This window comes from Acinetobacter sp. KH_038, assembly GCF_057839405.1.
Genome location: NZ_CM174489.1, coordinates 724,214 through 746,738 on the forward strand (window position 1 = coordinate 724,214; position 22,525 = coordinate 746,738).

Consider the following 22,525-nt stretch of genomic DNA (forward strand, 5'->3'; position numbering starts at 1 on the left):
TATATTGCGTTGCCAATAATAGTGATAATAGGCTATTGATGTAAAAGCTTTGAGCCAGAAAACCATGATTGACGAAGATGATTTTGATTTTGATTTTGACCAGCCTGTCACGCGTATTAAACGAAATGCAGCCAGTCAAAAACAGTTGGGCAGTCAGATTTTAAAAGATGCAGAAGCTTATCTTGAAAACATCTCGGCAGATGAACATACACTTTTAATCAAAACCTTATCGGATTTAGCTGCGCAAGATGCTTATTTCCAGGTCCTGGCAAATCAGCTTGATCAACCGATTGGTGCAAAGTTTGCCAATGATGCTTTAAACCTGATGCATTTTTGGCCGCAAATTCATCAATTTGAAAATATCGAACAATTCAATTTGCTTGATCTTATCGATAGCAAGTATTTCCAGACTGAGCTGCTGAAAGCCTTCGATGCGCTAGAGATTGATGAAGAGATGAAAGCCAAGCGCCGTCTGCTATTACTTGAAAGCTTGAAAATGTACAAGCTGGGTTTCTATAGCGGCTGCATTCCAAATGTTTATGCGCAGCTTGAAGGGATTTTGACAGATATCCTGATCAAAGCAGGCTTCCTCAAGCAAAATGGCACCAAGTTTGTCGATGTCTATAAAATTGTACCGGGTTTAAAAGGCAATGAGATTAAAAGCCTGTGGCATAAGTCCAAAATTGCCATTGAACTGAATCCGTATTTTGCTGAACTTGCTGCCTATAAAATGGATTCGAGTTCGAATGTGAGCATGACCCGTCACAACATGTTACATGGAACAGATGTCGAGAACTTCAACCAAGCACGCAGCTTCATTCTGTTTGTCTGGTTGTTCTCTGCAGTCAGCTTTATGAGTACCTTGCGTGTTTAAACTGAAACCTCTTGATACATACTTTCTTATAAACATCTGATGGGGATAGGCAACAAGTACGCTTAAGCTGTGAAAATTGCCATCTATGATGGCAATTAAACTGGCAAGCGACAGAAAATCTGATTATTGGAAGACATAGCAATATTTAGCCTCATGCTACAGACTGCAAACAATAGCAACAACATGTACAGGCTTTGTTGCAGTTTGCTTACTTCACCCGCTTCGCTCGAGACTTTGTGCTAAAAAAACGTTTGATTGTTTATATGACATGCCTAAGGAGGGTAGCTCATGACTCAGCATAACCAAAGCAATAGCTCGAAGCAAAATCAAGACAAACAACAAGATGAGAAACAGTTGAATCAGCAGGCCAAAGAAGAGCAAAAGCAGAATCTGAATGATCAGAAACATAATCAGTCACATGATACTCAAAACACCAAGCCACATCAGACTGATGAAAATTCTGAAAATAAACAGCACACTAAAGATTCAGACACTGACTCGGAATCCAAGGATAAAGCCTCTAATGAGCAGCAGTCTGATCAAAAAAATGATTCAAAAGACGGGCAGTCAGACAACAAAACCGAAAGCTTCAAGATGGATGACTTAAAAGCCAAAGCCATTGCGATTGGTGAGGAGTTATTACAAAAAGGCGAAAAGCTTCTGAATGAATTGAAACATGGCAAATCTGATAGCCAGCAAAATGCTGATCAATCAGGTCAGGCGAAAAAGTCCAACACCGATCAGACCTCAGCAGATAAGTCATCTAATCAATCAGCTAAACAAGATTCTAAAGATGGGCAGTCCGATCAGCAGGTAAGTATGGCCAATTTAAAGGATGAAGCCCTACATAAGTTTGAAGATACAAAACAGAAACTGACTGAGCTGGTCAATGAGGCTTCGCTGAAACTGGGTGAGCTGAAACAGGTAGCAACTGATACCATGAATAAGATGAAAGAAAGTCAAAATCAGGACAATGATTCTGATCAGCCAAAAGATGCTAAAGATCAAGATTCAGCATCGAAATCAGATCAGTCGGGCAAAGATGAATCTAAGCAAGATCAGGATAAAAACGGAAAAAATCAGCAGGACAAGTCTGAAAACAATAAAAATCATAAATAGACTGTGATTGCAGAGCCACTTTAATCAAGCAGGGAGAGATTGAAGTGGCTTCATTTGCGCATAAGCGCTACTACACCATGTTATTTACAGGCGTGTAAAAACTATTCCTGAATCAGGCATAATTGATGTGCTTTTCTTTTTTTGATTCCTTCTTATTATTTCTATTTGCCAAGATTTTATAAAATATTTCATAAAACCAAGTAAAAGGGTTGGAAATACAAGATATCTCCCTCATCTTCCCGGCAGAGTGCTTAACCTTAAGCTAAAACCCCGTTAAACTATGTCATTCAGATATCTATCTATAGTTTTGGAGTAACCTATGTCGTGGCTTTCTTCGCTCAAATCGGTCTTTGCACCTTCGCAGGAGGTGAATGAAGAAGCTGTGCAAAGAGTATTGCAAAACTATCTGCTGCCAAATTCCAATGAGCCACTCAAAGCGCGTATTACTCAGGTCAATGTACAGGGCGAAATTCTACAAATCAGCTTAAATACCTATCCTGAAGAAAAACAACAGCTGCAACAGATTCATGACGAACTGGCAGAAGCACTGGAAAAATGCGGTATCAAAGAACTGAATATGCATGTCATCCAGCAAAAAACCGGGCCTAAAAGTAACAAGTCGGGTGGCTGTGGGCATAATCATGCCGAAGGTGAAAGCTGTTCAAGCCAGCCTCAAGCGGCAGCAAAACCAAATCTTCCTCCTGTCGTGGATGCATCGGCTCAGCCTGCAAAAGCAGAACAAGCTGATCCAAATAATCCACCGATTCAGAAAGCTGCGCCTCAGCAACGTGACGTGCCAAAACATCCACGCATTCAAAATGTGATTCTGGTGTCATCAGGCAAGGGCGGTGTAGGTAAATCGACCACTACCGTGAATCTGGCACTTGCCCTGCAAAAACTGGGCTTAAAGGTCGGTGTGTTAGATGCGGATATTTATGGTCCAAGTATTCCGACCATGCTCGGCAATGCCGGCAAAACCCCGATGATTGAAGCAGAACAGTTTGTTCCTATCGAGGCTTATGGAATGGCGGTCTTGTCGATTGGCCATTTAACTGGTGATCACAATACCCCAGTCGCCTGGCGTGGTCCCAAAGCCACCGGCGCACTGATGCAGCTATTTAACCAGACCCTATGGCCCGATCTAGATGTGCTGGTGATTGATATGCCACCTGGTACAGGCGATATCCAGTTAACCTTGGCACAGCGTATTCCGGTAACCGGCGCGGTGATTGTCACCACACCACAAAATGTAGCCTTGCTGGATGCAACCAAAGGTATTGAACTGTTTAACCGGGTGCAAATTCCGATCATGGGCGTGATTGAAAATATGTCGACCCATATCTGTTCAAATTGCGGTTTTGAAGAACAGATTTTTGGTACAGGTGGGGGCGATAAACTGTCTGAGCAATATCAGATTCCATTGTTGGGTCGCTTACCTTTAGATGCCAAGATTCGTGAAAATGCTGATGCCGGCACACCTTCAGTGATCGCTGGAGATGAGGCAGCCGAAAGCTATATGCTGATTGCAGAAAAAATTGCAGCACAGTTGCCAAAAGCAGAAAAAGATCAGAGCCGGATTTTCTAATTGATAAATTAAATAGATATTTCAAATATTTAAGCCTTAGTTAGACTAGGGCTTTTTTATTGATCATGTATGGGAATAAAGCGCATCAAATTCAGGAAATTGACTGAAATGACTGTTGCGTATTGATCCTTTATATATTTTTAAGCATTTGAATTAAATAGATTTAGTTTAATATGAGTTTTGATTATAAGTTCTCTTACAATTATTTTTTTGCAGCATTGACCGAACTATTCTATGCTACGCGGATTAGAGCGAGGTCAAACTATGATTTCATGGTTTTTTATTGGTTTAGTGGCAACCATTCTTTTAACACCAGGCCCAACCAATACCTTATTGGCATCTTCAGGCATACAGGTCGGATTTAAAAAAACTTTTCGTTTAATTCCGGCGGAAGCCTTTGGTTATCTGATTGCCATTAGCTTCTGGGGCATTCTGATTGGAAAAATTTCCGTTCATCTTCCACTTTTACCAACCATTCTCAAACTTTTTAGTGCCGGCTATATTCTGTTTCTGGCTGTGAAATTATGGCGCACGGCAGAACTCAGTGAAAATTTTGAAAATATCTCGATTCGTGCCCGAGAATTGTTTCTGGCAACCTTGCTGAATCCTAAAGCACTTTTATTTGCTTCAGCGATCTTTCCGGTCATTGTCTGGAAAAGCAGTTCACACTATGTGGCTCATATGCTTGTGTTCTTGCTGCTGCTGATTCCGATTGCGTTCTTCTGGACTTTTCTGGGCTCAATTTTGGCCAGAAAAAACAGTCGCTGGCTCAATCAGAAAAACCTGCAGAAAACCGCATCATTGGTGTTAATGAGCTTTTCGATTCCTTTAAGCTATTCCGCACTCTTAAGTTTATAAGCGGATACCAATCAGCAAATTTTTATCAACTTTGGCTGTAAGCGCTTCACTTATTTTCATTGGGGGCAATTTCAGTTAAAGTACGTCGCAATAACTTGTTTTTAAGATTTTTGGATTATATCAATGGCAATTAAGTCTGATCGTTGGATTCGCGAAATGAGCGAAAAACACGGCATGATTGAACCGTATGCAGAAAACCAGGTACGTTTGGATGAAAATGGTCAAAAGCTGATTTCTTATGGCGTATCGAGCTATGGTTATGACGTGCGTTGTGCACGTGAATTTAAAGTATTCACCAATGTGCATTCAGCAATTGTCGATCCGAAGAACTTTGATGAACGCAGCTTTATTGATATCGAGTCGGATGTTTGTATTATTCCGCCGAACTCATTTGCTTTGGCGCGTACCATTGAGTATTTCCGCATCCCGCGTAATGTGTTGACGGTTTGTTTAGGCAAGTCTACTTATGCGCGTTGTGGCATTATTGTCAATGTCACGCCGCTTGAGCCAGAGTGGGAAGGTCATGTGACTTTGGAATTCTCAAATACCACCAATCTTCCTGCGCGTATTTATGCCGGTGAGGGTGTAGCGCAAATGCTGTTTTTTGAATCTGATGAAGTGTGTGAAACTTCTTATAAAGACCGTGGTGGTAAATACCAAGGTCAGACCGGCGTTACTCTGCCGAAGACCTAAGCAATTTAAGATATTGAATAACGGGGCTATATGTCCCGTTTATTTTTTTTTGCAATTTTCATTCATCGGAAACTCTTATTTTTCGCCTGATTGGCTTTGGCATCTGTATTAAAAATCAGCATAATAGATTTCGCATAACCATAAAAAAGATGCAAGGCATCATAAAAAAATTGAAGCTTGGCGGCTGGGAAGCTGAAGCATAAGGTGCGGAGCATCGAATAAAAAGGAAAGAGCGGGATGACTCAGATAAAAAACATATTTAAATTTCGCAAAAGTTATTTGGCAATGACCATCAGTTTAAGCCTGTTGTCTTCTGCACATGCGATGCAGGAATTATCGGATTCTTCTCTTTCTGACACCACTGGTGAAGGTGTGGCGCTCGTCCTTGATGATTTTAAAATGGTATTTCAAGGTCCCAAGGATCTTTCTGCTGGCTCCAGTTATGCACGTGGTATTGTAGATCCGGGACAGGCAGATACTGGTTTTATCCGGATTATTCCAACGGGTGAAAACTATGAGCAGCTAGGTGAGCGTACCTATAATAAAGTTTATAAAAGCTCGTATGATAATAATGTTCTGCAAGGCAAAATAGATAAAGGATATAACACGCTATATACCTCTACCTACAGTTCAATTTACGATACGAATTACACAAGCCTATACAGCACCTATACCCAGCCTATTCCTGCAAAATTGCAGGCTGAACGTACCAAGCTAAACGATGAAATTCCGCAACAGTATTTTGAGTCAAATACGATTATTAGAAATTATTATACCCAGCGTTTAGCTTATTATCGTGCAGGAACTAATAATGGGTTAGATGAGGATGGTAATGTAGTTCGTGATGGTACGACTGTATACACTATGCGGCCAGTTGATCATTGGTTTCTTCCTGGACAAGAGGAAGATGCAGTCAAATATGCAAAGAACAACACTTTAGAAATGATTCAGTTGCTGTTTGGTAATCGGGCAAATGAAGTCAATAATAATTTAACAAGTTCTGCTTTTTATCGAAGTTTAGGTAACTTTACTCGTACCAATGCTATTGGGCCAGAAATTACTACTTTAGTGCAACGATTAAGTGATGCCTCATATGCGGCAGCAGATATTCGTGCAAAATTTGAAGCAGGTCAAATTGCAGAAGCAGAAGCGAAAAGACAAACAGAGGCGCTTTATGCCAGCATTCTGAGTGATGCGGAAACTGCGGCTTTGTTAGAGGCGAAAAACACGCCAGTCAGTTCTTTAAGAACCAAAGCAGATGTATTTATTTATGGTCTGGCATTATCGAAAAGTGATGACTCGCTGAGTACACGATATAGCAATCAGGGCTTTAGCTGGGGATCGGCAGATAATCCCTGGTTATTCCGGGCGGGTACTGAGAATGTCAAACAGTTTAAGGACGTTGCTAAAGACGTAGGCTATATCGCTTTAGAAGCTCCATTAAGCCCGATTACTGGGGTCGAGAGTGATAATAATATTAAGCTGGGCTTCTGGAGTGATATTTTTGCGCGCGCGCTTAACTCCTCCAATGTCGTCAATCCCATAACAGGTGGGCCAACCTCAGGGCTTGATATGGATTACCGGCTAAGAACCCAATTTGTTGCCAATGGTCTGAGTTTTAATGGTTCGCAAGTTCGTTTGTTTCAAACCTTAGAATCTGACAATAAGGATTACGACCAAACATTAGGCATGGCAAGTCTAATTCGACTAAATACCAATGACCAGCCAGAAAATTTAAGCAGTAGTGATACTAATCTCAATAGTAAAGGTATTCGTCTCAGTACTGCAGCAAGAACGAATGCACTTGATGGTGATGGTCCAACCCCGGCCTTGAACGGGAGTGTTGCTCCCATATTTCATGATTCTGAGGGTTTATATTTATACAGCCCAAATATTAACCTGGTACTCGGGAATATGTACCAGCCTTTCGTAGTTGGTTCAGAAGGTAATAATATTATTTTAGAAGTTACCCGTATTCCCGATATTCCTGCTATTTATAATCAAATCTATCAGAATTATGGAGGCGGACTGGGAACAACAGATTTAAACGGTTCAACCTGTAATGTCTATAGTTGTGGTACACCGATTAAAAATAATGCTTCAGATACTGCCGCACTTTATCAAGGGCGTAATGCGACTCATAGCAGCATTTCAATAGGGACTACAGAGCGTATTCCAGGAACAAATTTGCTGCGCGCTAAGGATGGTGTCAACTCAACCGGAGTAGTATTTAAAAGTGTTGATGGTTCAAGTAAAAACTTTGGTTCGGCAGTCATTGATGGTGTGCTGATTCAGCATCTAAAAATAAAAACCACAGGTCTATAAGGGAGTACAAATATGTCCAAATTGTTTACCCTCTGCACGCTACTCTGTACTTCGATGTCTATTTATGCCGGATTGGAGGTTTTGGATCAGCAAGCGTTAACTGATACCGTAGGGCAGGGTGGAGCAGACCTTAACTGGACTTTATCCTTAAACCATATTTACGCTACAGATTTAACGAAGGATACAATTTCTCGCCTTGATGCAAATGCTAATCCTGTAGAAGTATTTTATGTTCTAGATCCGGAAACATGCGGTGCAACAAAACAGTTTTGCCGCTTGGCAATAGCCCCAAATAATCATGTGGATGCTAATGAAAACAAAAAATGGTTAGTATTTAAAGGTATTCAGGGCACGATTCAGATTGACAAGTTTTCTATCGATGGAACAACTATCATTAATCATCGTAATGAACCGCAAACAGCGATGAAAGTTAGCTTTTATGATGATAAGCCTTTGAAAATCAGAAACCTAGGTTTTAATACAGTATCAGTTGAAACAGGTACAGGAACTGGTGCACTAGAAGGCTATGCCAATACAGGTGTTTATGACACTTATACAGCGCGCACTTATGATACCGAAGGAAATTTTACTACTTCGACGCAAGATGTACCTTTATTTGATAAGGGCGCTGAAAAAGGTTTTATGGGGCTGAATATCCATGGAAATCTGCATATGTCAGGTAATTTGAAAATATTTGGTTATAACTGTACAGGTGGGGCACAAAGTCGTTGTTAATCGCAGCGTCAAGTACAGCATAAGGATATAAAAATGGAAAAAACAACAATAAAATTGAAGCTGCTGACAGTGTGTATGTGTCTCGCACAACAAGGCTATTCACTCGATTTAATCGAAGAGCAGGCATTAAGCGAGGTGACTGGTCAAGATGGTCTGGTCATTAGACATGAAATCTCTAGAGCCAGTATTGATCAAGTCAACTGGTATGATCCAAATCCAGTTACTCATACTAAAATGGGTTTAGGGCTACATAATGTTGAAATTACTGGTGTAGATAATAATCCTATTCTTAGTCAACTTGAAATAGATGTAGGTGCAACCCCACAAGGAGCTGGACTCCGGCTTGCTGCAAGTGTTGCACCATTTCAAGCCACTGCAGATTTAAACTTGGTAAAGATTGCCTGTACCACCACTCCCTGTAGCCAGGCTGCGAATAGTATTCGAACTGCCGGTGTACAATCAGGTCAAAGTCTAGGTACATTAGGGATGAGTACCTCCACACCGCTTAGCGTTCTATTACAGACCAGCGCCGGTTTATTTAATAAAGACTCGATTGCCAGTATTGAGTTTCAACTGAAAAATGCCACGATTAGTCATAAATTAGGTGAAAATAGTCTGATTTTAAATGACTTTAATTTTAATTTTGCAGGTTTGGGGTATATGTATATTGACCCTGATGAGGGTGTTGTATTAACAACACGAAATGGCAATCAAGACCATTACGTGGATCTAAAGCGTGCTGAAGATACGACTGATATTGCTAGTGGCCGGGTTAATCCGACTAATCCCGGTGTCAATATTGACCTGCGTTATCACACGCCGAATAATGAGCGTAAAAATATTATGCGTTTAGGGGCTTCGGGTGCAGTTACTAACGCAAGATTATCCATGAGTGCTGATCAGACTCAAATTGGTACCTTTGATGTAAGTAACAAGATAAATGGAGTTTCAGAGCGCCAGGACAAAACTGCAGCAGGATATAGCGATTTGGTGGGAGAGGGTGGTTTGCATTTAGGCTTATCTGCAGATTTTACTGGCGTTACTGCTAATGGTCGTCCGGACACCATGGCACCTACCGTATTTGAAATTGGACATACTGGTAATGGAAGCTATGCAGTCCAATTTTCTAATATTAGACCTCTAACAACACGGAATGCGGATGGAGCTTTACACGGTAAAAATGCCTACATCGATTTTGGTGATATTTATATAAATACCATCACTGCTAAAAGTCTCGATTTTATCATCAATGAAAATATGCGAAAGACCTTGGGATACAGTAGTGAAGTACTGAAACAGACACTAAGTACAACAGTGGATGGAGAGGATTTTGCTTTTATAGCAGTAAGAGGCATGGATTTTCAGTCTATTGCTGCGAAAGCACGTTTCATATCAGATAACTCTTTGGCGGAAATTGGTGGCGATGGTGGTTCATGGGGAATCGGTATTCCTATTTATAATTTAAATGCCAATGTCGCGTTGTCTGGAACAACTTATGGTACAGAGAATAAGCAAGCAATTGCTTATAACATCATGGCCTCTACTGAAGGCTACGGAATTGACAAGAAAACCGGTTTACCAAGTACAACCTCGATTATATTGATTGATGGTAAAAATGGTGATCATGGTGAGGCAGTTAACTATTATGCTGGTTTTAGAAATATCGATGCTTTGATCAAGTCCGAAGGGATTATAGGCTATGAAGATGAAGGTATTTATATTCGCGCTGATAAACTGCTGATCGGAGCAAAAGCAGAGCTTGCGATTGGTCAATTACCCGGTTCTAAATATAATTGTACTAATGCATCGGTTACTAAATGCGGGAGCTATGTGCCTCATGATAATTTTTCCAAACGTGATGATGTCCTGACTAATATCGCTTTTAAACTTGATGGTAGTGGTGAGTTGCTGATTATCCCCGGCGTGGATCCAACCATTGCTGAACCAGATACTAACTTTTTATCATTTGATGCAAACTTTAAATTTAGACCTTTAACTGCTGAAGAAAGTGCCAATAACGAAAATCTAGGTAGCTATTTTAGTATCGCCAATGAAGATATTGATTCAACCGGGGTATTAAGGACTTCATCAATCAACTTTAACCGGATGGAAGGACATTTAGGGGTAAAAGGAAAGGTGCGTGTCAGTGCCGATACCGTGACCTTGGATAATCAGGTCAAACTCAATTATGAGAATAATATTGCGACACCATTTAAAACCAATTTTGCCATGGCGACCAATGGCAATATGCAAAACATGGCCAGTATTGCACTGACTGGTGGAACCATTCGTAGCACAATGGGTATTACGCCACGCTAATAAGAATATAAGGACATTAAAATGAAAAAAACAATTTTGAATAGTCTGGTTGTGGCAGTGTGCGCGATTACACAACAAAATTTTGCAATGACCATCTTAAATGATGAAGAGTTGTCTACTGTAGATGGTCAGGCACTACTTTCGATGGAAGTACAGAAAGGTTATAACCAGGCGGATAATCTTGGTAATAACTATGATCAGTCCAATATTTCATTTTATAAATTGGGCCTTGAAGCCGAGATAGAAATCAATACCAATATTAAAAAGCTACAACTTGGTTGTGGAGGCCTCAATGGTGCTACGGGCTGTGATATTGATATTGATCATATTGCTCTAAGTGGCCTGCCTGCAAATTCGAACTATACTTCCGAGGATCGTGCAAATAGTTCAGCACTGATTACTAACCCTTTCCTCCAATTTGCGATTAAAAATCCAAATCAGGCATCTACTCGTGAAGTCTTGGGCTTTCGTCTCAGTGCTGAAAAAATTCAAGGTCTTTTGACTTTAGGTACTGAAAATAGCAATACACCTAATGGTATAAATAGTTTTAGTGGTTACATGAAGACTAAAGCTGCGTCGGGTGTGGCAAACACGGCTTCTCGTATTATGGATTATGAAGCTACAGGTCAATTTATTGAAGGTACTGTAAGAGGGAAATTAGGCAGTTTAACTTTGCCTCTAGATTTACATTATAAATCAGATGGTTACAGTTTCACCTTGCAGGAATCAACAGCACCTTTTGCTATCCCTGCTACTATTGTTTCAGGTACGCGTATGAAGGAGATCGTGTTAAAAGGCACAGGAACAGTTGATCGAATCGACTTTAACGGTCCGTTAGAAGCACAGCTTTTGGGCGGGCTATTAAATCTTAATAAGGACGTTACAGGATATTTAACAGGTCTAAAAACAGATATTACGGTAAATCAAAACCTGGGTCTAATTCATGCCTTGTATTTGAATAACCCTGCATCATTATCATTGCAGTCACAAGAGATTTTATGGCCAGGTGCTGCAGTTGCTGCTAATCAAGGCTGGTGGCTGGCAATGGAAGATGAGGTAGATTTAGGTAGTATTTCTCCAACAGATAAAGTGCAAATTACCAATGATGTATTAAAACAAACCATCGCCGGGATTAATTATGACTTAACAAATAATATCCGTAGTTGTGGTGGTATTATTAGTGGATGTATTGCAGGTGGTTCTCTAGATGTAAGTGAAATCAAAAACCCTACCTTGATTGATTTTCCATTGAATAATTTAAAACTGGCAGGCCAGAACTTTAAACCGAACTGCTTCGGCGGGCATAAATTCTGTTAAGTTAAAAGAATAAAAAATCCCGCATTACGCGGGATTTTTCTATACAAAAGAGAAATTATTTAGCAATCTTTGCCAGCAATTCTTCTTTTGAAATATTGACCGATTCAGCATCACGGCGGCCTTTATATTCAAAAGTGCCTGCATCAAGACCTTTTTCGCCAATCACAATACGATGTGGAATACCCGTTAACTCTAAGTCAGAGAATTTCACGCCTGGACGTTCGTTACGATCATCTAGAATCACGTCATAACCCGCAGCATTAAGTTCAGCATAAAGTGCTTCGGCTGCTTCTACTGTGCGAGGCGATTTATGTGCATTCATCGGTACGATTGCCACTTCAAACGGTGCAATCGCTGTCGGCCAGATAATGCCTTTCTCATCAAAGTTTTGTTCAATCGCAGATGCTACTACACGGGTTACACCAATACCGTAACAACCCATCGTCACAGTAAACGGTTTGCCATCTTCACCGAGAACTTTACAGCCCAAAGCTTCAGAGTATTTCTGACCCAACTGGAAGATATGACCGACTTCGATACCACGTTTGATTTGCAATGTGCCTTTGCCATCAGGAGATGGATCACCTTCAACCACATTACGCAGGTCATAGACTTCAGAATACTTCGCATCACGTTCCCAGTTTACACCCGTTGCGTGCTTGTCAGCTTCATTAGCACCTGCAACAAAGTCTGAAAGAACAGAGGCTGCACGGTCAACAATCACAGTGACCCCTTTTTCTACCAGACCCTGTGGACCAACAAAACCAGTAGTCAGGCCAAGTGCTGCTATTTGCTCTTCGGTTGCAAAGGTGAGTGGTGCTGCGATTTGTGCATGCTTTTCGGCTTTGATTTCATTCAGCTCATGATCACCACGAAGGAATAAAGCAACCACAGGAACAGAACCATCTTCTTTGGCAATGCCTTGAACAAGCAATGCTTTTACTGAATGTGCTGGATTCGTGCCCAAGAACGCAGATACATCCGCAATAGTTTTTTGATTTGGTGTATCTACCAGTTTAAGTTCTTGCGCTGGTGCAGCACGTTCGCCAACCAGTACGGCTTCAGCCATTTCAATGTTGGCTGCATAGTCTGACTCGGTTGAGAATGCGATATCATCCTCACCGCTTGAAGCCAAGACATGGAATTCGTGTGAACCCGAACCACCAATTGAACCTGTATCCGCTTGAACTGGACGGAAATCCAGACCAAGACGGGTAAAGATTTTGCAGTAAGCTGCATACATGTCATCGTAGGTTTGTTGCAGTGATTCCTGATTGGCATGGAAAGAATAAGCATCTTTCATGATGAATTCACGTGAACGCATTACCCCAAAACGTGGACGGATTTCATCACGGAATTTGGTTTGTACCTGGTAGAAGTTCGCTGGTAATTGCTTGTAACTTTTCAGTTCATTACGTGCAAGGTCCGTAATCACTTCTTCATGTGTCGGACCCAGTACAAACGGGTTGCCATGGCGGTCATTGAAACGTAACAGCTCAGGGCCGTATTGCACATAACGACCTGATTCTTCCCATAAAGACGCCGGTTGAGTCACAGGCATATAGACCTGAAGTGAGCCGACTTTGTCCATTTCTTCGCGAACGATCGCTTCAACTTTATTTAATACGCGAACGCCCATCGGCAACCAGGTATATAGACCTGAAGCCAACTTACGAATCATACCGGCACGAAGCATTAGCTGATGGGAAATAACCTCAGCATCGTTCGGGGTTTCTCTTAACGTTGCAAATAAAAAGCGACTCGCGCGCATGGAAACTGTCCTAAAAAATTAAGCGTTAAAGCAGGGATTATACAATAAAAAATGAGGTGAGCATTTGGCAATGTCACCTCATTGTGTTGGATTAAATTATGCCATGATTTTACGCATCTGACGCAGCATAAAATTCTTAAAGTCATCCAGGTAGGTAAAGATCACGGGAACGACCACCAGGGTCAGCAGGGTAGAGGTAATTACCCCACCAATTACTGCATGAGCCATCGGTGCACTTTGTTCACCACCTTCACCGAGGCCTAAGGATAAGGGCACCATACCCATCACCATCGCGCTGGTGGTCATCAAAATTGGGCGCAGACGGGTTTTACCCGCGGCAATAATCGCATCATAACGATCTTCACCGCGATCCATGGCTTTCTTGATAAAGTCGATCAGCAGAATGGCATTCTTGGTCACCAGCCCCATCAGCATGATAATCCCGATAATCGAAAACAAGTTCATGGTCGAGTTAAACAGGAATAGGGCCAGGAATACGCCAATCAAGGATAATGGCAAGGAGGCCATAATCGCCGCAGGGTGAATAAAGCTGTTGAACTGAGAACCCAGTACAATATAAATAAACACAATCGACAGGGTGATGGCTGTCAAGGCATAACCTGCAGATTCGGCCATATCGGCATTTGAGCCTTGGGTGTCGAAGCTATAACCTGCAGGCATATCAAATTCAGCTTGCAATTTACTGATATCTGAACCAATGTCCCCTGCAGGGCGTCCCGCGGTATTGGCTTCTATCAAGACTTCGCGCGCCAGGTCGCGACGGTTAATTTGCGAGGCTCCCAGTTTTTCTTCAAACCTGGCGACACTTGAAAGAGGAATCAGAATCGGCTGATTATTGACATCGGTTTTGCTGGAAGTGATATACATGTTCTGTAAATCACGTGGCAAGCTGCGCTGGTCTTCAGTCAGGCGCAAATTTACATCATAGGTTTCACCTTTTTCATCTTGCCAGGTGGTGACATCATCACCGGCAATCAGCGGGCGAACTACATTGGCAATCTGATTGACCGACAATCCCAGATCACTGGCCAAGACACGATTGATCTGTACGCCGAGTGTTGGTTTCGGTTCTTTGAGTGAGGTTTCCAAATCGACAATGCCATCAATTTGGGCAATCTGTGTCATAAAGCGATCGGAAATTTTTTGCAGTTCATCCAGATCCGGTCCTTTGATTGAGATCATAATCGGCTTTTGACCACCCGAAACTGTTTCATCGGCAGATGCAACAGAGGTAATACTGATCCCGGCAACCGATTGCAAGCGTTGACGGAACTCATTATTCAGCTCAGTCAGGCTTTTTTCGCGTTCGATCCGTGGTGTCACGGTTACCCTTAAACTGACATGGTTCTTGCCGCGGTCCGTCACACCATTAATCACGCCGTAGGTTGCTTTCACGTCAGGGTGCTGTCGGATAATCTGATCGACCTGCTGCAGTTTGGCTTGTGAATATTCAAGCGATGAATCTACCGGTGTTTCAAACTTAATGCGGATTTCGCCTTTGTCGGGAACCGGTACAAATTCAGTCCCAATCAGTTTAGATAACCCCAAGGCACCAAATAGAGAAGCCACCGCAATCAGCAAGGTGATGAATCTGAAGCGTAGCGCCAGTTTAAGCAACTTTTCATAGACATGGCTTAAGTTGTCCAGCTTGCCAGAGATCCAGGCGAAGAAACGTTTCACCCGTCCAGGTTTTTTGTTTGGATCTTTTTTCTTTTCGGCCCAGTGTGCAGAGAGCATCGGATCCAGGGTAAAACTGACAAACATCGAAATCAGCACAGCCACACTGACCGTGACCCCGAACTGATAAAAGAAGCGGCCAATAATCCCGCCCATAAAGGCCACAGGCAGGAACACCGCAACGATGGTCAGGGTAGTTGCCAGCACAGCTAAACCAATTTCTTTGGTGCCATCCAGTGCAGCAGTCACATGATCTTTGCCCATGTCGGCATGCCGCACAATATTTTCACGGACCACAATCGCATCATCAATTAACAGGCCGATACTTAAAGACAGCGCCAGCAAGGTCATCATGTTGATGCTAAAGCCAAAGGCCCAGATAAAGGTCAGGGTACCCAATAGCGCAATCGGCAGGGTTAAACCGGTAATTACGGTGGAGCGAAATGAACCGAGGAACAACAGCACAATCAGAACGGCAAGTACTGCACCCTCAATAATGGTGCGGGCTACATCGCCAATGGTACCCCGGATACTTTTTGAAGAATCCACCACCACTTGCAAGGTGGTACCTTGCGGAAGCTGTGCCTTAATACTTTCTAAAGTTTTATAAGTTCGATCGACCACCTCGATCACGTTCGAGTCCGAGCTACGCAGGATATCAATCGCAACTGCGGTTTTGCCATTCAAAAAGGCAGCAGATTCTAGCTCTGCCTGACTATCCTGAATATCTGCGACTTGTCTGAGGAAAATCGGTACGCCGTTTTTATTGGCGATGATGAGATCGCCGAAGGCCAGGGGATGCAGCACTTTGGAATTGATTTCGATAACCAGTTCGGAGTTGCCAGATTTGAGTGTGCCGCCTGGAACTTCGATATTTTCAGCTTTTAAAGTGTTGATGACGCTGTCTACACCAATACCAAAAGCCTGCAGTTTTTGCGGCTCAACCTGAATCCGGATTTGACGCTGCGCATCGCCGAGCAAATTTACCGTTCCCACGCCGGCAACGGTGCGCAGTTGCGGGACAATGCGCTGGTCCAGATAGGAACTCAGCGCTTTGAGATCCATATTGTCGGATTCAAATACGATCGACATGACCGCATTTGCGGTTGGATCATAACGTTCGACAATCGGATCCTGAATTTCGTCACGAAATTCGGCAGTGACCGAGGCGATTTTATCCCGTACATCCTGAGCGGCGGTGGTTGAAGGTACATCCAGATTGAACTCGGTGGTGATCATCGACAGGCCTTCACTGGACTGCGAAATTACCTGCTTTAAACCGGAAATGGTATTGATCTGGTCTTCGAGCTTTTTGGTGATTTCTGACTCAACCGTTTCCGGAGAGGCACCCGGATAGTTGGTATACACCACTACGAAAGGGAAATCGACATCGGGAAACTCTTCTACGCCCATTCGCTGCCACGACGCCAGTCCCAGTACCATCAGACAAAACATCATCATGATGGTGAAAACCGGATACTTCACACTAATTCGGGTAAACCACATATCGATGATCCTGTGTGACGCGCTTTAGTTGGAGCGAAGAGTGACAGTTTTTTGCAGATCGGCTTCGCTAAACTTAATCCGGCTAACCTGATCGGTATTTTCCAGTTCTTTAACTACCGCAATATTATCGTTATAGCGTTGCTCCAGCACCTGAATATTGACCTTGATGATTTTATTCTGGCGAATTACCCAGACATGGGGACTGTTCTGGATGTCCTGAACGGTATCTAGTGGAATAATTTGCCCGCTGATTTGGCGTGAACTGAGAATATTGCCTTCAACAAAGGCGCCAATACTGAGAGAGGGAATCGTTTCATTTGGGGTAGCAAAAAATTCAATCTGACGGCTGGCCTGATCTGCGATTGGAGAAATCCGGCTAATCACCGCAGTGAGTCGATCTGGATTCCCTTGAATGCTGTATTCGACTTGACTGCCCAGCCTTAAACCTGATTGCAGATCACCAGGTACGCGCGCCTGAATTTCCAGCCGCTCAGGATCCACAATTTCAAACAGGGTCTGTCCGATTGCAACAGTCTGGCCAGGTTCGACCTGACGCTGGGTGATGACGCCACTGATGGGACTGGTCATGGTGCCATCACGATCTGCTTTCTGGGCAATATCGACATTGGCCTGTTGGGCGCGGACATTTTCCATCTGTGCCTGATAATCGACCTGACTTTGCTCATATTCTACTTGTGAAATAAAACCCTGATCGAGCAGGCGCTTTTTTCGCTGCATCATGTTGCGTGCCTGATTGGCTTGTGCTTGGGTAGACGCCAGATTGGCACGTGCCTGAGCCAGACGTGCGGCATTGTCCTGATTGTTCAGACGTACCAGCACCTGACCTTTGGAAACGCTTTGACCGACCTGTGCATTGACACTGGTGGCGGTGGCAGAAACCTGCGCCTGGATGCTGCTTTGATTGACGGCCCGAATCGTGCCGGTAAATGCAGTTTTTTGTACGGAATGACCGGACTTTACCGCAACTAAATCTTGAGGAATCACTTCAATGGACTTGGGTGTTTCGGCTTGGGGGCTAGCTTCATTGTTATTACAGGCCACTAACAGCATGTTTAAGCAAAGTGCACTCATGATCAGTACAGCGCGTGAAGAGGATATATGGAAAGCATAAGCATGCGGTGCAGTTTGCATAATAGTCCTTTTAGCCTGCTGTGGATTAAAGTCAAAACAAGCTATTTGTATTTATTCGAGTGCTTTTAAACGGGCGATAATTTTGTCGTATTCTGCTTCCAGATTTCGATAGCGAGTTTGTAAAGATTGAATATTTTCTTTTTGCGAAACGAGATTTTTCTGATTGTTGTCGAGGGTGGTTTTCAGCTGTGCCGGTGGTGCTTTACCTTTACGTAAATATTCACGTTCTTGGCGTACAAACATCACCCGATCTTTTTGCAATTGTTTCATTTGTTCTTGCTGAAAATCAATCTGTTTTTTTAGCTGCAACAAGCTTTCATTTTTTTTCTGCAAAGCGGTCTGACTATTATTATAGGCGCGCTTGAGTCGATGATCTTCAGCGATCCGTTGAGCCTGTTGAGCACGTTGGGGAGCCTGTTTGATATCGGCTTCGGCATTGTAGGGGCGAGCACGTTTAATGACCTGCATATTCTGGTCAAGTGCCTCATAACCATAACGGATATGATTGGGGGTCACATTGGTGCTGATATTGGCCACGCCTTTACTGTCATAATAGCGATACCAGGTGGCTTTTTGCTGGAGCTGGCTGCTATTGGCACAAGTCAAGGTCATTTGTAAGAGTAAAAGCACAGCAACAATGAATTGACCAGTCATTTTCTTTTTATCAATGACAGCAAGTTTTTCTGAAAACTGACTCATCATTGGCTCCCCGAATTTAAAGTTGACTAAATTACTTATTTTAAAGTAATAATCTTGTTATATTAGACTTAAATTTACCAATTAAAAACTACCGTTAGTCAAAAAAAAAACATCGGTACAAATAAAATGTGAAGCTGTTATTAAAAATAATTGATTTTGCCTACTTGTGTAGAAAATGTTCATTGATAATACAAGTGACTTTATGTTAAAAATGTTTATCGATCGTAATAAAATAATCCTATGAGCCTTATGGCATATAGTTTCTAAAATGGGAAGGGTTAAACAAATGGACGATAAATTCCAAAATCTAAAAGTGATGGTGATTGATGACTCAAAGACCATTCGTCGTACCGCTGAAACTCTTCTTCAACGCGAAGGTTATGAAGTCATTACTGCGGTAGATGGTTTTGAAGCTTTATCAAAAATTGCTGAAGCAAATCCAGATATCGTGTTTGTAGATATCATGATGCCGCGTCTAGATGGCTACCAGACCTGTGCGTTAATTAAAAATTCTCAGAATTACCAGAATATTCCTGTGATTATGCTGTCTAGTAAAGATGGCTTGTTTGATCAGGCCAAAGGTCGTGTCGTGGGTTCAGATGAATACCTGACCAAACCTTTTAGTAAAGATGAATTGCTGAATGCAATCCGTAACCATATTAGTGCTTAACATTTGATTTTTTTGGGGAATTGGCATGGCACGTATCCTAATTGTGGATGACTCACCGACAGAAACTTTTCGCTTTAGAGAAATTCTTTCTAAACACGGCTTTGAGGTGATTGAAGCAGCCAATGGGGCAGATGGCGTCACCATGGCACAGGCTGAATTGCCGGATCTGGTCCTGATGGACGTCGTGATGCCGGGTGTGAATGGCTTTCAGGCAACCCGCCAGATTGCGCGTGGGGCAACCACCAAACACATTCCAATTGTGATTGTCAGTACCAAGGATCAGGCCACTGACCGCGTATGGGGCAAACGTCAGGGTGCAGCAGATTATTTAACCAAGCCAGTAGATGAAAAACAATTAATAGAAGTAATTAAGCAACACCTCAATGCAGGATAAGCTCTATGGCAGCAAATGGATTTATCGAATTACTTCGCATTGCGAAACGGGGAAATAAAAACTACGTTTCGAATGACAATGAAGTGAACCGATGGTCAGGCATTGCTTTTGAGATGATGGGGCAATATTTTGTTGCCCCGCTGGGGGAAGTATCAGAAGTGATTTATCCCCCAAAATATACGCCGGTACCCAAGACACAAGCATGGGTGTTGGGTCTGGCGAATATCCGGGGAAGACTGTTATCAGTTTCTGATCTGACTCAATACGTATCAGGGCATAGCAGTCAGTTTTCACCGACTCAAAAAGTATTGTGCATCAACCATAATGACCAGTATGTCGGTTTGGTCGTAGATCAAGTTTTGGGTATACAACATTTCAATAAGAAGAGTTTCTTTTCGAAGAAATCTGAACTGGATAAAAACTTACAAGAATACTGTCAAGGATTTTTCCATCAGCACAACCAGCAGTGGCATGTGTTCTTATTCAGTCGTCTGTTGCAAAATCCAAACTTTATGAACGCATCTATAAAATTTATAAATTAAATGTCGCGCACGAAAGTGATCAAGGCGTCAATCGGGGAGAGGCTGCATGGGCTTTAAACTTAAAAAGAAAAATACAGGGGAAAGCACCAGCCGTAAAGGCGGTAATGCTTTTTTCGCCAAGATTCAATCACAAATAGATCAGTTATCACGTGTATTTGGTGATAGTGAAAAGTCAAAACCGCTGATTTATGGGGCAGCAGGCTGTCTGTTGGCCGCGCTGATCACTTTATTGTATCTTTTCTATAGTGTGCCACGTGCCAACGAACTCACTCAGAGCCTGGGTGATTTGCGTCTCCTCTCGCAAACGATTTCGCGCCAAGCAACTGAAGCCACGGCTTCGGGTACACCAGAGTCAATGAAAAACCTGACTGACTCGCAAAAATCCTTTGCGGAGAACCTGGAAACCGTTAAAAGTATCCATTCAGATAATGAGGCACTTCAGGCTGTAGATAAGCAGTGGACAGAAGTTTCTAGCGGTATTGACCTGATTGCTTCACAACAGAAAATCATTAACCAGTTATATGACACCAACATTGCAATTGGTGAAGCCATTCCGGGGATTCAGGCAGAATATAACCTGATGGTCGACCAGATGGCGCGTCAAGATATGCCATCGAACCAGGTGGTGATTGCCAAAAACCAGGTATTTATCGCAGAACGTATTTTACGTTCCATCAGTCTGGTACTGACCGGTAGTGATGGTTCTCGTGAATCGGCAGATGACTTTAGTGCCGATACCGAAACTTTCGGTGCTTATTTAAATGCACAATTGAATGGTTCTGCTGAACTGGGTGTACAGCGTATTACTGATCCGGCCATGCGTGAATCTCTAGAAGGCATCAAGGCTGAATATGATGATGTACTGGAATCAGCATCTGCGATTATTCTGAAAAACTCCACTGACATTGTAAAAGTTCGTCAGGCGGCTGCATCTATTTTTGCTCAATCTGATGTGCTGTTAGATAACCTGAACAAATTGTCAGGTAACTCGGGTCTTAAAACTATTATTCCAGCAGTATTGCTGATTGCACTATTAGTAGGGTTCCTGCTTTGTGTATTCAGACTGCTGTCACTACGTGGCGTTTCCGATAAACAGCGTGTAGGCCGTTTACAAGAAGAATATGACCGTAACCAGAACGCGATTTTACGTTTACTTGACGAGATTGCCGATCTTGCAGATGGTGACTTGCGTTCATACGCAACTGTATCGGAAGACTTCACCGGTGCGATTGCCGACTCGATTAACTTCGCAATTGACCAGTTACGAGACCTGGTATCGCGTATTACTGAAACTTCACAGGAAGTTGCACAATATACCGCGACCACACAGAGCATTACCAACCAGTTAGCTGAAGCTTCTGAACATCAGGCGCAGGAAATTGCCGGTGCTTCTGCGGCAATTAACGAAATGGCGATGTCGATTGACCAGGTATCTGCCAACGCTGATGAATCCGCTGTGGTAGCAGACCGTTCAGTACAAATTGCTGCAAACGGTGCTGATGTTGTACAACGCTCGATTGAGGGTATGGACACGATTCGTGAACAGATTCAGGAAACCTCAAAACGTATTAAACGTCTGGGTGAATCTTCTCAGGAAATTGGTAACATTGTTGCCCTGATTAACGATATTGCCGACCAGACCAACATCCTGGCATTGAATGCAGCGATTCAGGCATCGATGGCCGGTGAAGCAGGTCGTGGTTTCGCGGTCGTAGCCGATGAAGTACAGCGTCTTGCAGAACGTTCTGCATCTGCAACCAAGCAGATTGAAGGACTGGTTAAAACCATTCAGACAGATACCAACGAAGCCGTTATTTCGATGGAACAAACCACAGCCGAGGTTGTGCGTGGTGCGAACTTGTCTAAAGATGCCGGTGTGGCACTCGACGAGATTCAAACCGTATCGAATAACCTGGCGAAACTGATTGCGAACATTTCCGATGCAGCGAAACTGCAGTCTGCATCTGCAGGTCATATTGCAACCACGATGAATGTCGTACAGGAAATTACCTCGCAAACCACCAGTGCAACCTTCGATACAGCACGTTCGGTATCTGAACTGGCAAACATGGCCGATGCATTACGTGAATCTGTAGCCGACTTTAAACTACCAGAATAAAGTTAGAGATGATGGGAGAATGTGTCTTGATTACGATTGAGGCACATTCAAAAATACAGATAAAGCCTCGACAAGATATACTTAACTTCATAACGTTAGGTATCGCGTGACGGTCACAATTAAGTTTGAGCGCCCTTCTTGGCGGCATA

General features: G+C 42.8%; 17 protein-coding genes. 13 read left to right on the plus strand and 4 right to left on the minus strand.

What is annotated here, in order from left to right:
* Window positions 1–64 precede the first annotated feature (64 nt).
* The 9 genes from AC3IT7_RS03300 (at window position 65) to AC3IT7_RS03340 (ending at window position 11,825) form a co-directional block, all read left to right on the plus strand.
* On the plus strand, window positions 65–874 hold the full coding sequence (locus AC3IT7_RS03300) for a hypothetical protein (protein WP_489249388.1): 810 nt from the start codon (window positions 65–67) through the stop codon (window positions 872–874).
* 288 nt (window positions 875–1,162) lie between these two features.
* A complete protein-coding gene (locus AC3IT7_RS03305; protein ID WP_489249389.1) occupies window positions 1,163–1,993 on the plus strand; it encodes a hypothetical protein in 831 nt (276 codons plus the stop codon).
* Window positions 1,994–2,312: 319 nt separating this feature from the next.
* Window positions 2,313–3,578: an iron-sulfur cluster carrier protein ApbC gene (gene apbC, locus AC3IT7_RS03310; RefSeq protein WP_489249390.1), complete on the plus strand. Its 1,266-nt coding sequence runs from the start codon at window positions 2,313–2,315 to the stop codon at window positions 3,576–3,578.
* Between the two features lie 264 nt (window positions 3,579–3,842).
* On the plus strand, window positions 3,843–4,436 hold the full coding sequence (locus tag AC3IT7_RS03315; protein WP_489249391.1) for a LysE family translocator: 594 nt from the start codon (window positions 3,843–3,845) through the stop codon (window positions 4,434–4,436).
* A 123-nt stretch (window positions 4,437–4,559) separates the two neighbouring features.
* A complete protein-coding gene (dcd, locus tag AC3IT7_RS03320; protein WP_004280726.1) occupies window positions 4,560–5,129 on the plus strand; it encodes a dCTP deaminase in 570 nt (189 codons plus the stop codon).
* 237 nt (window positions 5,130–5,366) lie between these two features.
* Window positions 5,367–7,454, plus strand: a complete 2,088-nt coding sequence (locus AC3IT7_RS03325; protein WP_489249392.1) for a hypothetical protein — start codon at window positions 5,367–5,369, stop codon at window positions 7,452–7,454.
* A 12-nt stretch (window positions 7,455–7,466) separates the two neighbouring features.
* The gene (locus AC3IT7_RS03330; RefSeq protein ID WP_489249393.1) at window positions 7,467–8,189 is read left to right on the plus strand and encodes a hypothetical protein; all 723 of its coding nucleotides are present in this window, start codon (window positions 7,467–7,469) and stop codon (window positions 8,187–8,189) included.
* Between the two features lie 33 nt (window positions 8,190–8,222).
* A complete protein-coding gene (locus AC3IT7_RS03335) occupies window positions 8,223–10,508 on the plus strand; it encodes a DUF6160 family protein (protein ID WP_489249394.1) in 2,286 nt (761 codons plus the stop codon).
* Window positions 10,509–10,529: 21 nt separating this feature from the next.
* The gene (locus tag AC3IT7_RS03340) at window positions 10,530–11,825 is read left to right on the plus strand and encodes a hypothetical protein (RefSeq protein ID WP_489249395.1); all 1,296 of its coding nucleotides are present in this window, start codon (window positions 10,530–10,532) and stop codon (window positions 11,823–11,825) included.
* A gap of 55 nt (window positions 11,826–11,880) precedes the next feature.
* On the opposite strand, the gene AC3IT7_RS03345 is transcribed toward AC3IT7_RS03340, so the two are convergent.
* The 4 genes from AC3IT7_RS03345 to AC3IT7_RS03360 all read right to left on the minus strand — a co-directional run bounded on the left by AC3IT7_RS03345 (window position 11,881) and on the right by AC3IT7_RS03360 (window position 18,651).
* On the minus strand, window positions 11,881–13,596 hold the full coding sequence (locus AC3IT7_RS03345; protein WP_489249396.1) for a proline--tRNA ligase: 1,716 nt from the start codon (window positions 13,594–13,596) through the stop codon (window positions 11,881–11,883).
* Window positions 13,597–13,692: 96 nt separating this feature from the next.
* Window positions 13,693–16,800 (minus strand): efflux RND transporter permease subunit, encoded by a 3,108-nt coding sequence (locus AC3IT7_RS03350; protein WP_489249397.1) that lies wholly within the window; start codon window positions 16,798–16,800, stop codon window positions 13,693–13,695.
* Between the two features lie 24 nt (window positions 16,801–16,824).
* Window positions 16,825–17,952 carry an efflux RND transporter periplasmic adaptor subunit gene (locus AC3IT7_RS03355; protein WP_489249398.1) on the minus strand — a complete coding sequence of 376 codons (1,128 nt, stop codon included), beginning with the start codon at window positions 17,950–17,952 and terminating at the stop codon, window positions 16,825–16,827.
* A 51-nt stretch (window positions 17,953–18,003) separates the two neighbouring features.
* Window positions 18,004–18,651: a hypothetical protein gene (locus AC3IT7_RS03360; protein WP_489249399.1), complete on the minus strand. Its 648-nt coding sequence runs from the start codon at window positions 18,649–18,651 to the stop codon at window positions 18,004–18,006.
* Between the two features lie 286 nt (window positions 18,652–18,937).
* Between AC3IT7_RS03360 and pilG the strand changes: the two genes are divergently transcribed.
* The 4 genes from pilG to AC3IT7_RS03380 are packed head-to-tail and all read left to right on the plus strand — an operon-like array spanning window position 18,938 to window position 22,376.
* Window positions 18,938–19,321, plus strand: coding sequence for a twitching motility response regulator PilG (pilG, locus tag AC3IT7_RS03365; protein WP_005097851.1), 384 nt, complete (start codon window positions 18,938–18,940; stop codon window positions 19,319–19,321).
* 25 nt (window positions 19,322–19,346) lie between these two features.
* Window positions 19,347–19,715: a response regulator gene (locus AC3IT7_RS03370; RefSeq protein WP_005097847.1), complete on the plus strand. Its 369-nt coding sequence runs from the start codon at window positions 19,347–19,349 to the stop codon at window positions 19,713–19,715.
* A 5-nt stretch (window positions 19,716–19,720) separates the two neighbouring features.
* Window positions 19,721–20,257, plus strand: a complete 537-nt coding sequence (locus tag AC3IT7_RS03375) for a chemotaxis protein CheW (protein ID WP_100534902.1) — start codon at window positions 19,721–19,723, stop codon at window positions 20,255–20,257.
* Window positions 20,258–20,303: 46 nt separating this feature from the next.
* The gene (locus AC3IT7_RS03380; protein ID WP_489249400.1) at window positions 20,304–22,376 is read left to right on the plus strand and encodes a methyl-accepting chemotaxis protein; all 2,073 of its coding nucleotides are present in this window, start codon (window positions 20,304–20,306) and stop codon (window positions 22,374–22,376) included.
* Window positions 22,377–22,525 lie beyond the last annotated feature (149 nt).

What these genes read in the sequence shown, in the direction of transcription:
- AC3IT7_RS03335 (WP_489249394.1), top strand. Translation starts at nt 8,223, where the DNA reads ATGGAAAAAACAACAATAAAATTGAAGCTGCTGACAGTGTGTATGTGT.
- AC3IT7_RS03330 (WP_489249393.1), top strand. Translation starts at nt 7,467, where the DNA reads ATGTCCAAATTGTTTACCCTCTGCACGCTACTCTGTACTTCGATGTCT.
- AC3IT7_RS03360 (WP_489249399.1), bottom strand. Translation starts at nt 18,651, where the DNA reads ATGAGTCAGTTTTCAGAAAAACTTGCTGTCATTGATAAAAAGAAAATG.
- AC3IT7_RS03345 (WP_489249396.1), bottom strand. Translation starts at nt 13,596, where the DNA reads ATGCGCGCGAGTCGCTTTTTATTTGCAACGTTAAGAGAAACCCCGAAC.
- AC3IT7_RS03315 (WP_489249391.1), top strand. Translation starts at nt 3,843, where the DNA reads ATGATTTCATGGTTTTTTATTGGTTTAGTGGCAACCATTCTTTTAACA.
- AC3IT7_RS03375 (WP_100534902.1), top strand. Translation starts at nt 19,721, where the DNA reads ATGGCAGCAAATGGATTTATCGAATTACTTCGCATTGCGAAACGGGGA.
- AC3IT7_RS03380 (WP_489249400.1), top strand. Translation starts at nt 20,304, where the DNA reads ATGGGCTTTAAACTTAAAAAGAAAAATACAGGGGAAAGCACCAGCCGT.
- AC3IT7_RS03350 (WP_489249397.1), bottom strand. Translation starts at nt 16,800, where the DNA reads ATGTGGTTTACCCGAATTAGTGTGAAGTATCCGGTTTTCACCATCATG.
- AC3IT7_RS03340 (WP_489249395.1), top strand. Translation starts at nt 10,530, where the DNA reads ATGAAAAAAACAATTTTGAATAGTCTGGTTGTGGCAGTGTGCGCGATT.
- AC3IT7_RS03355 (WP_489249398.1), bottom strand. Translation starts at nt 17,952, where the DNA reads ATGCAAACTGCACCGCATGCTTATGCTTTCCATATATCCTCTTCACGC.
- apbC (WP_489249390.1), top strand. Translation starts at nt 2,313, where the DNA reads ATGTCGTGGCTTTCTTCGCTCAAATCGGTCTTTGCACCTTCGCAGGAG.
- pilG (WP_005097851.1), top strand. Translation starts at nt 18,938, where the DNA reads ATGGACGATAAATTCCAAAATCTAAAAGTGATGGTGATTGATGACTCA.
- AC3IT7_RS03305 (WP_489249389.1), top strand. Translation starts at nt 1,163, where the DNA reads ATGACTCAGCATAACCAAAGCAATAGCTCGAAGCAAAATCAAGACAAA.
- AC3IT7_RS03300 (WP_489249388.1), top strand. Translation starts at nt 65, where the DNA reads ATGATTGACGAAGATGATTTTGATTTTGATTTTGACCAGCCTGTCACG.
- AC3IT7_RS03325 (WP_489249392.1), top strand. Translation starts at nt 5,367, where the DNA reads ATGACTCAGATAAAAAACATATTTAAATTTCGCAAAAGTTATTTGGCA.
- dcd (WP_004280726.1), top strand. Translation starts at nt 4,560, where the DNA reads ATGGCAATTAAGTCTGATCGTTGGATTCGCGAAATGAGCGAAAAACAC.
- AC3IT7_RS03370 (WP_005097847.1), top strand. Translation starts at nt 19,347, where the DNA reads ATGGCACGTATCCTAATTGTGGATGACTCACCGACAGAAACTTTTCGC.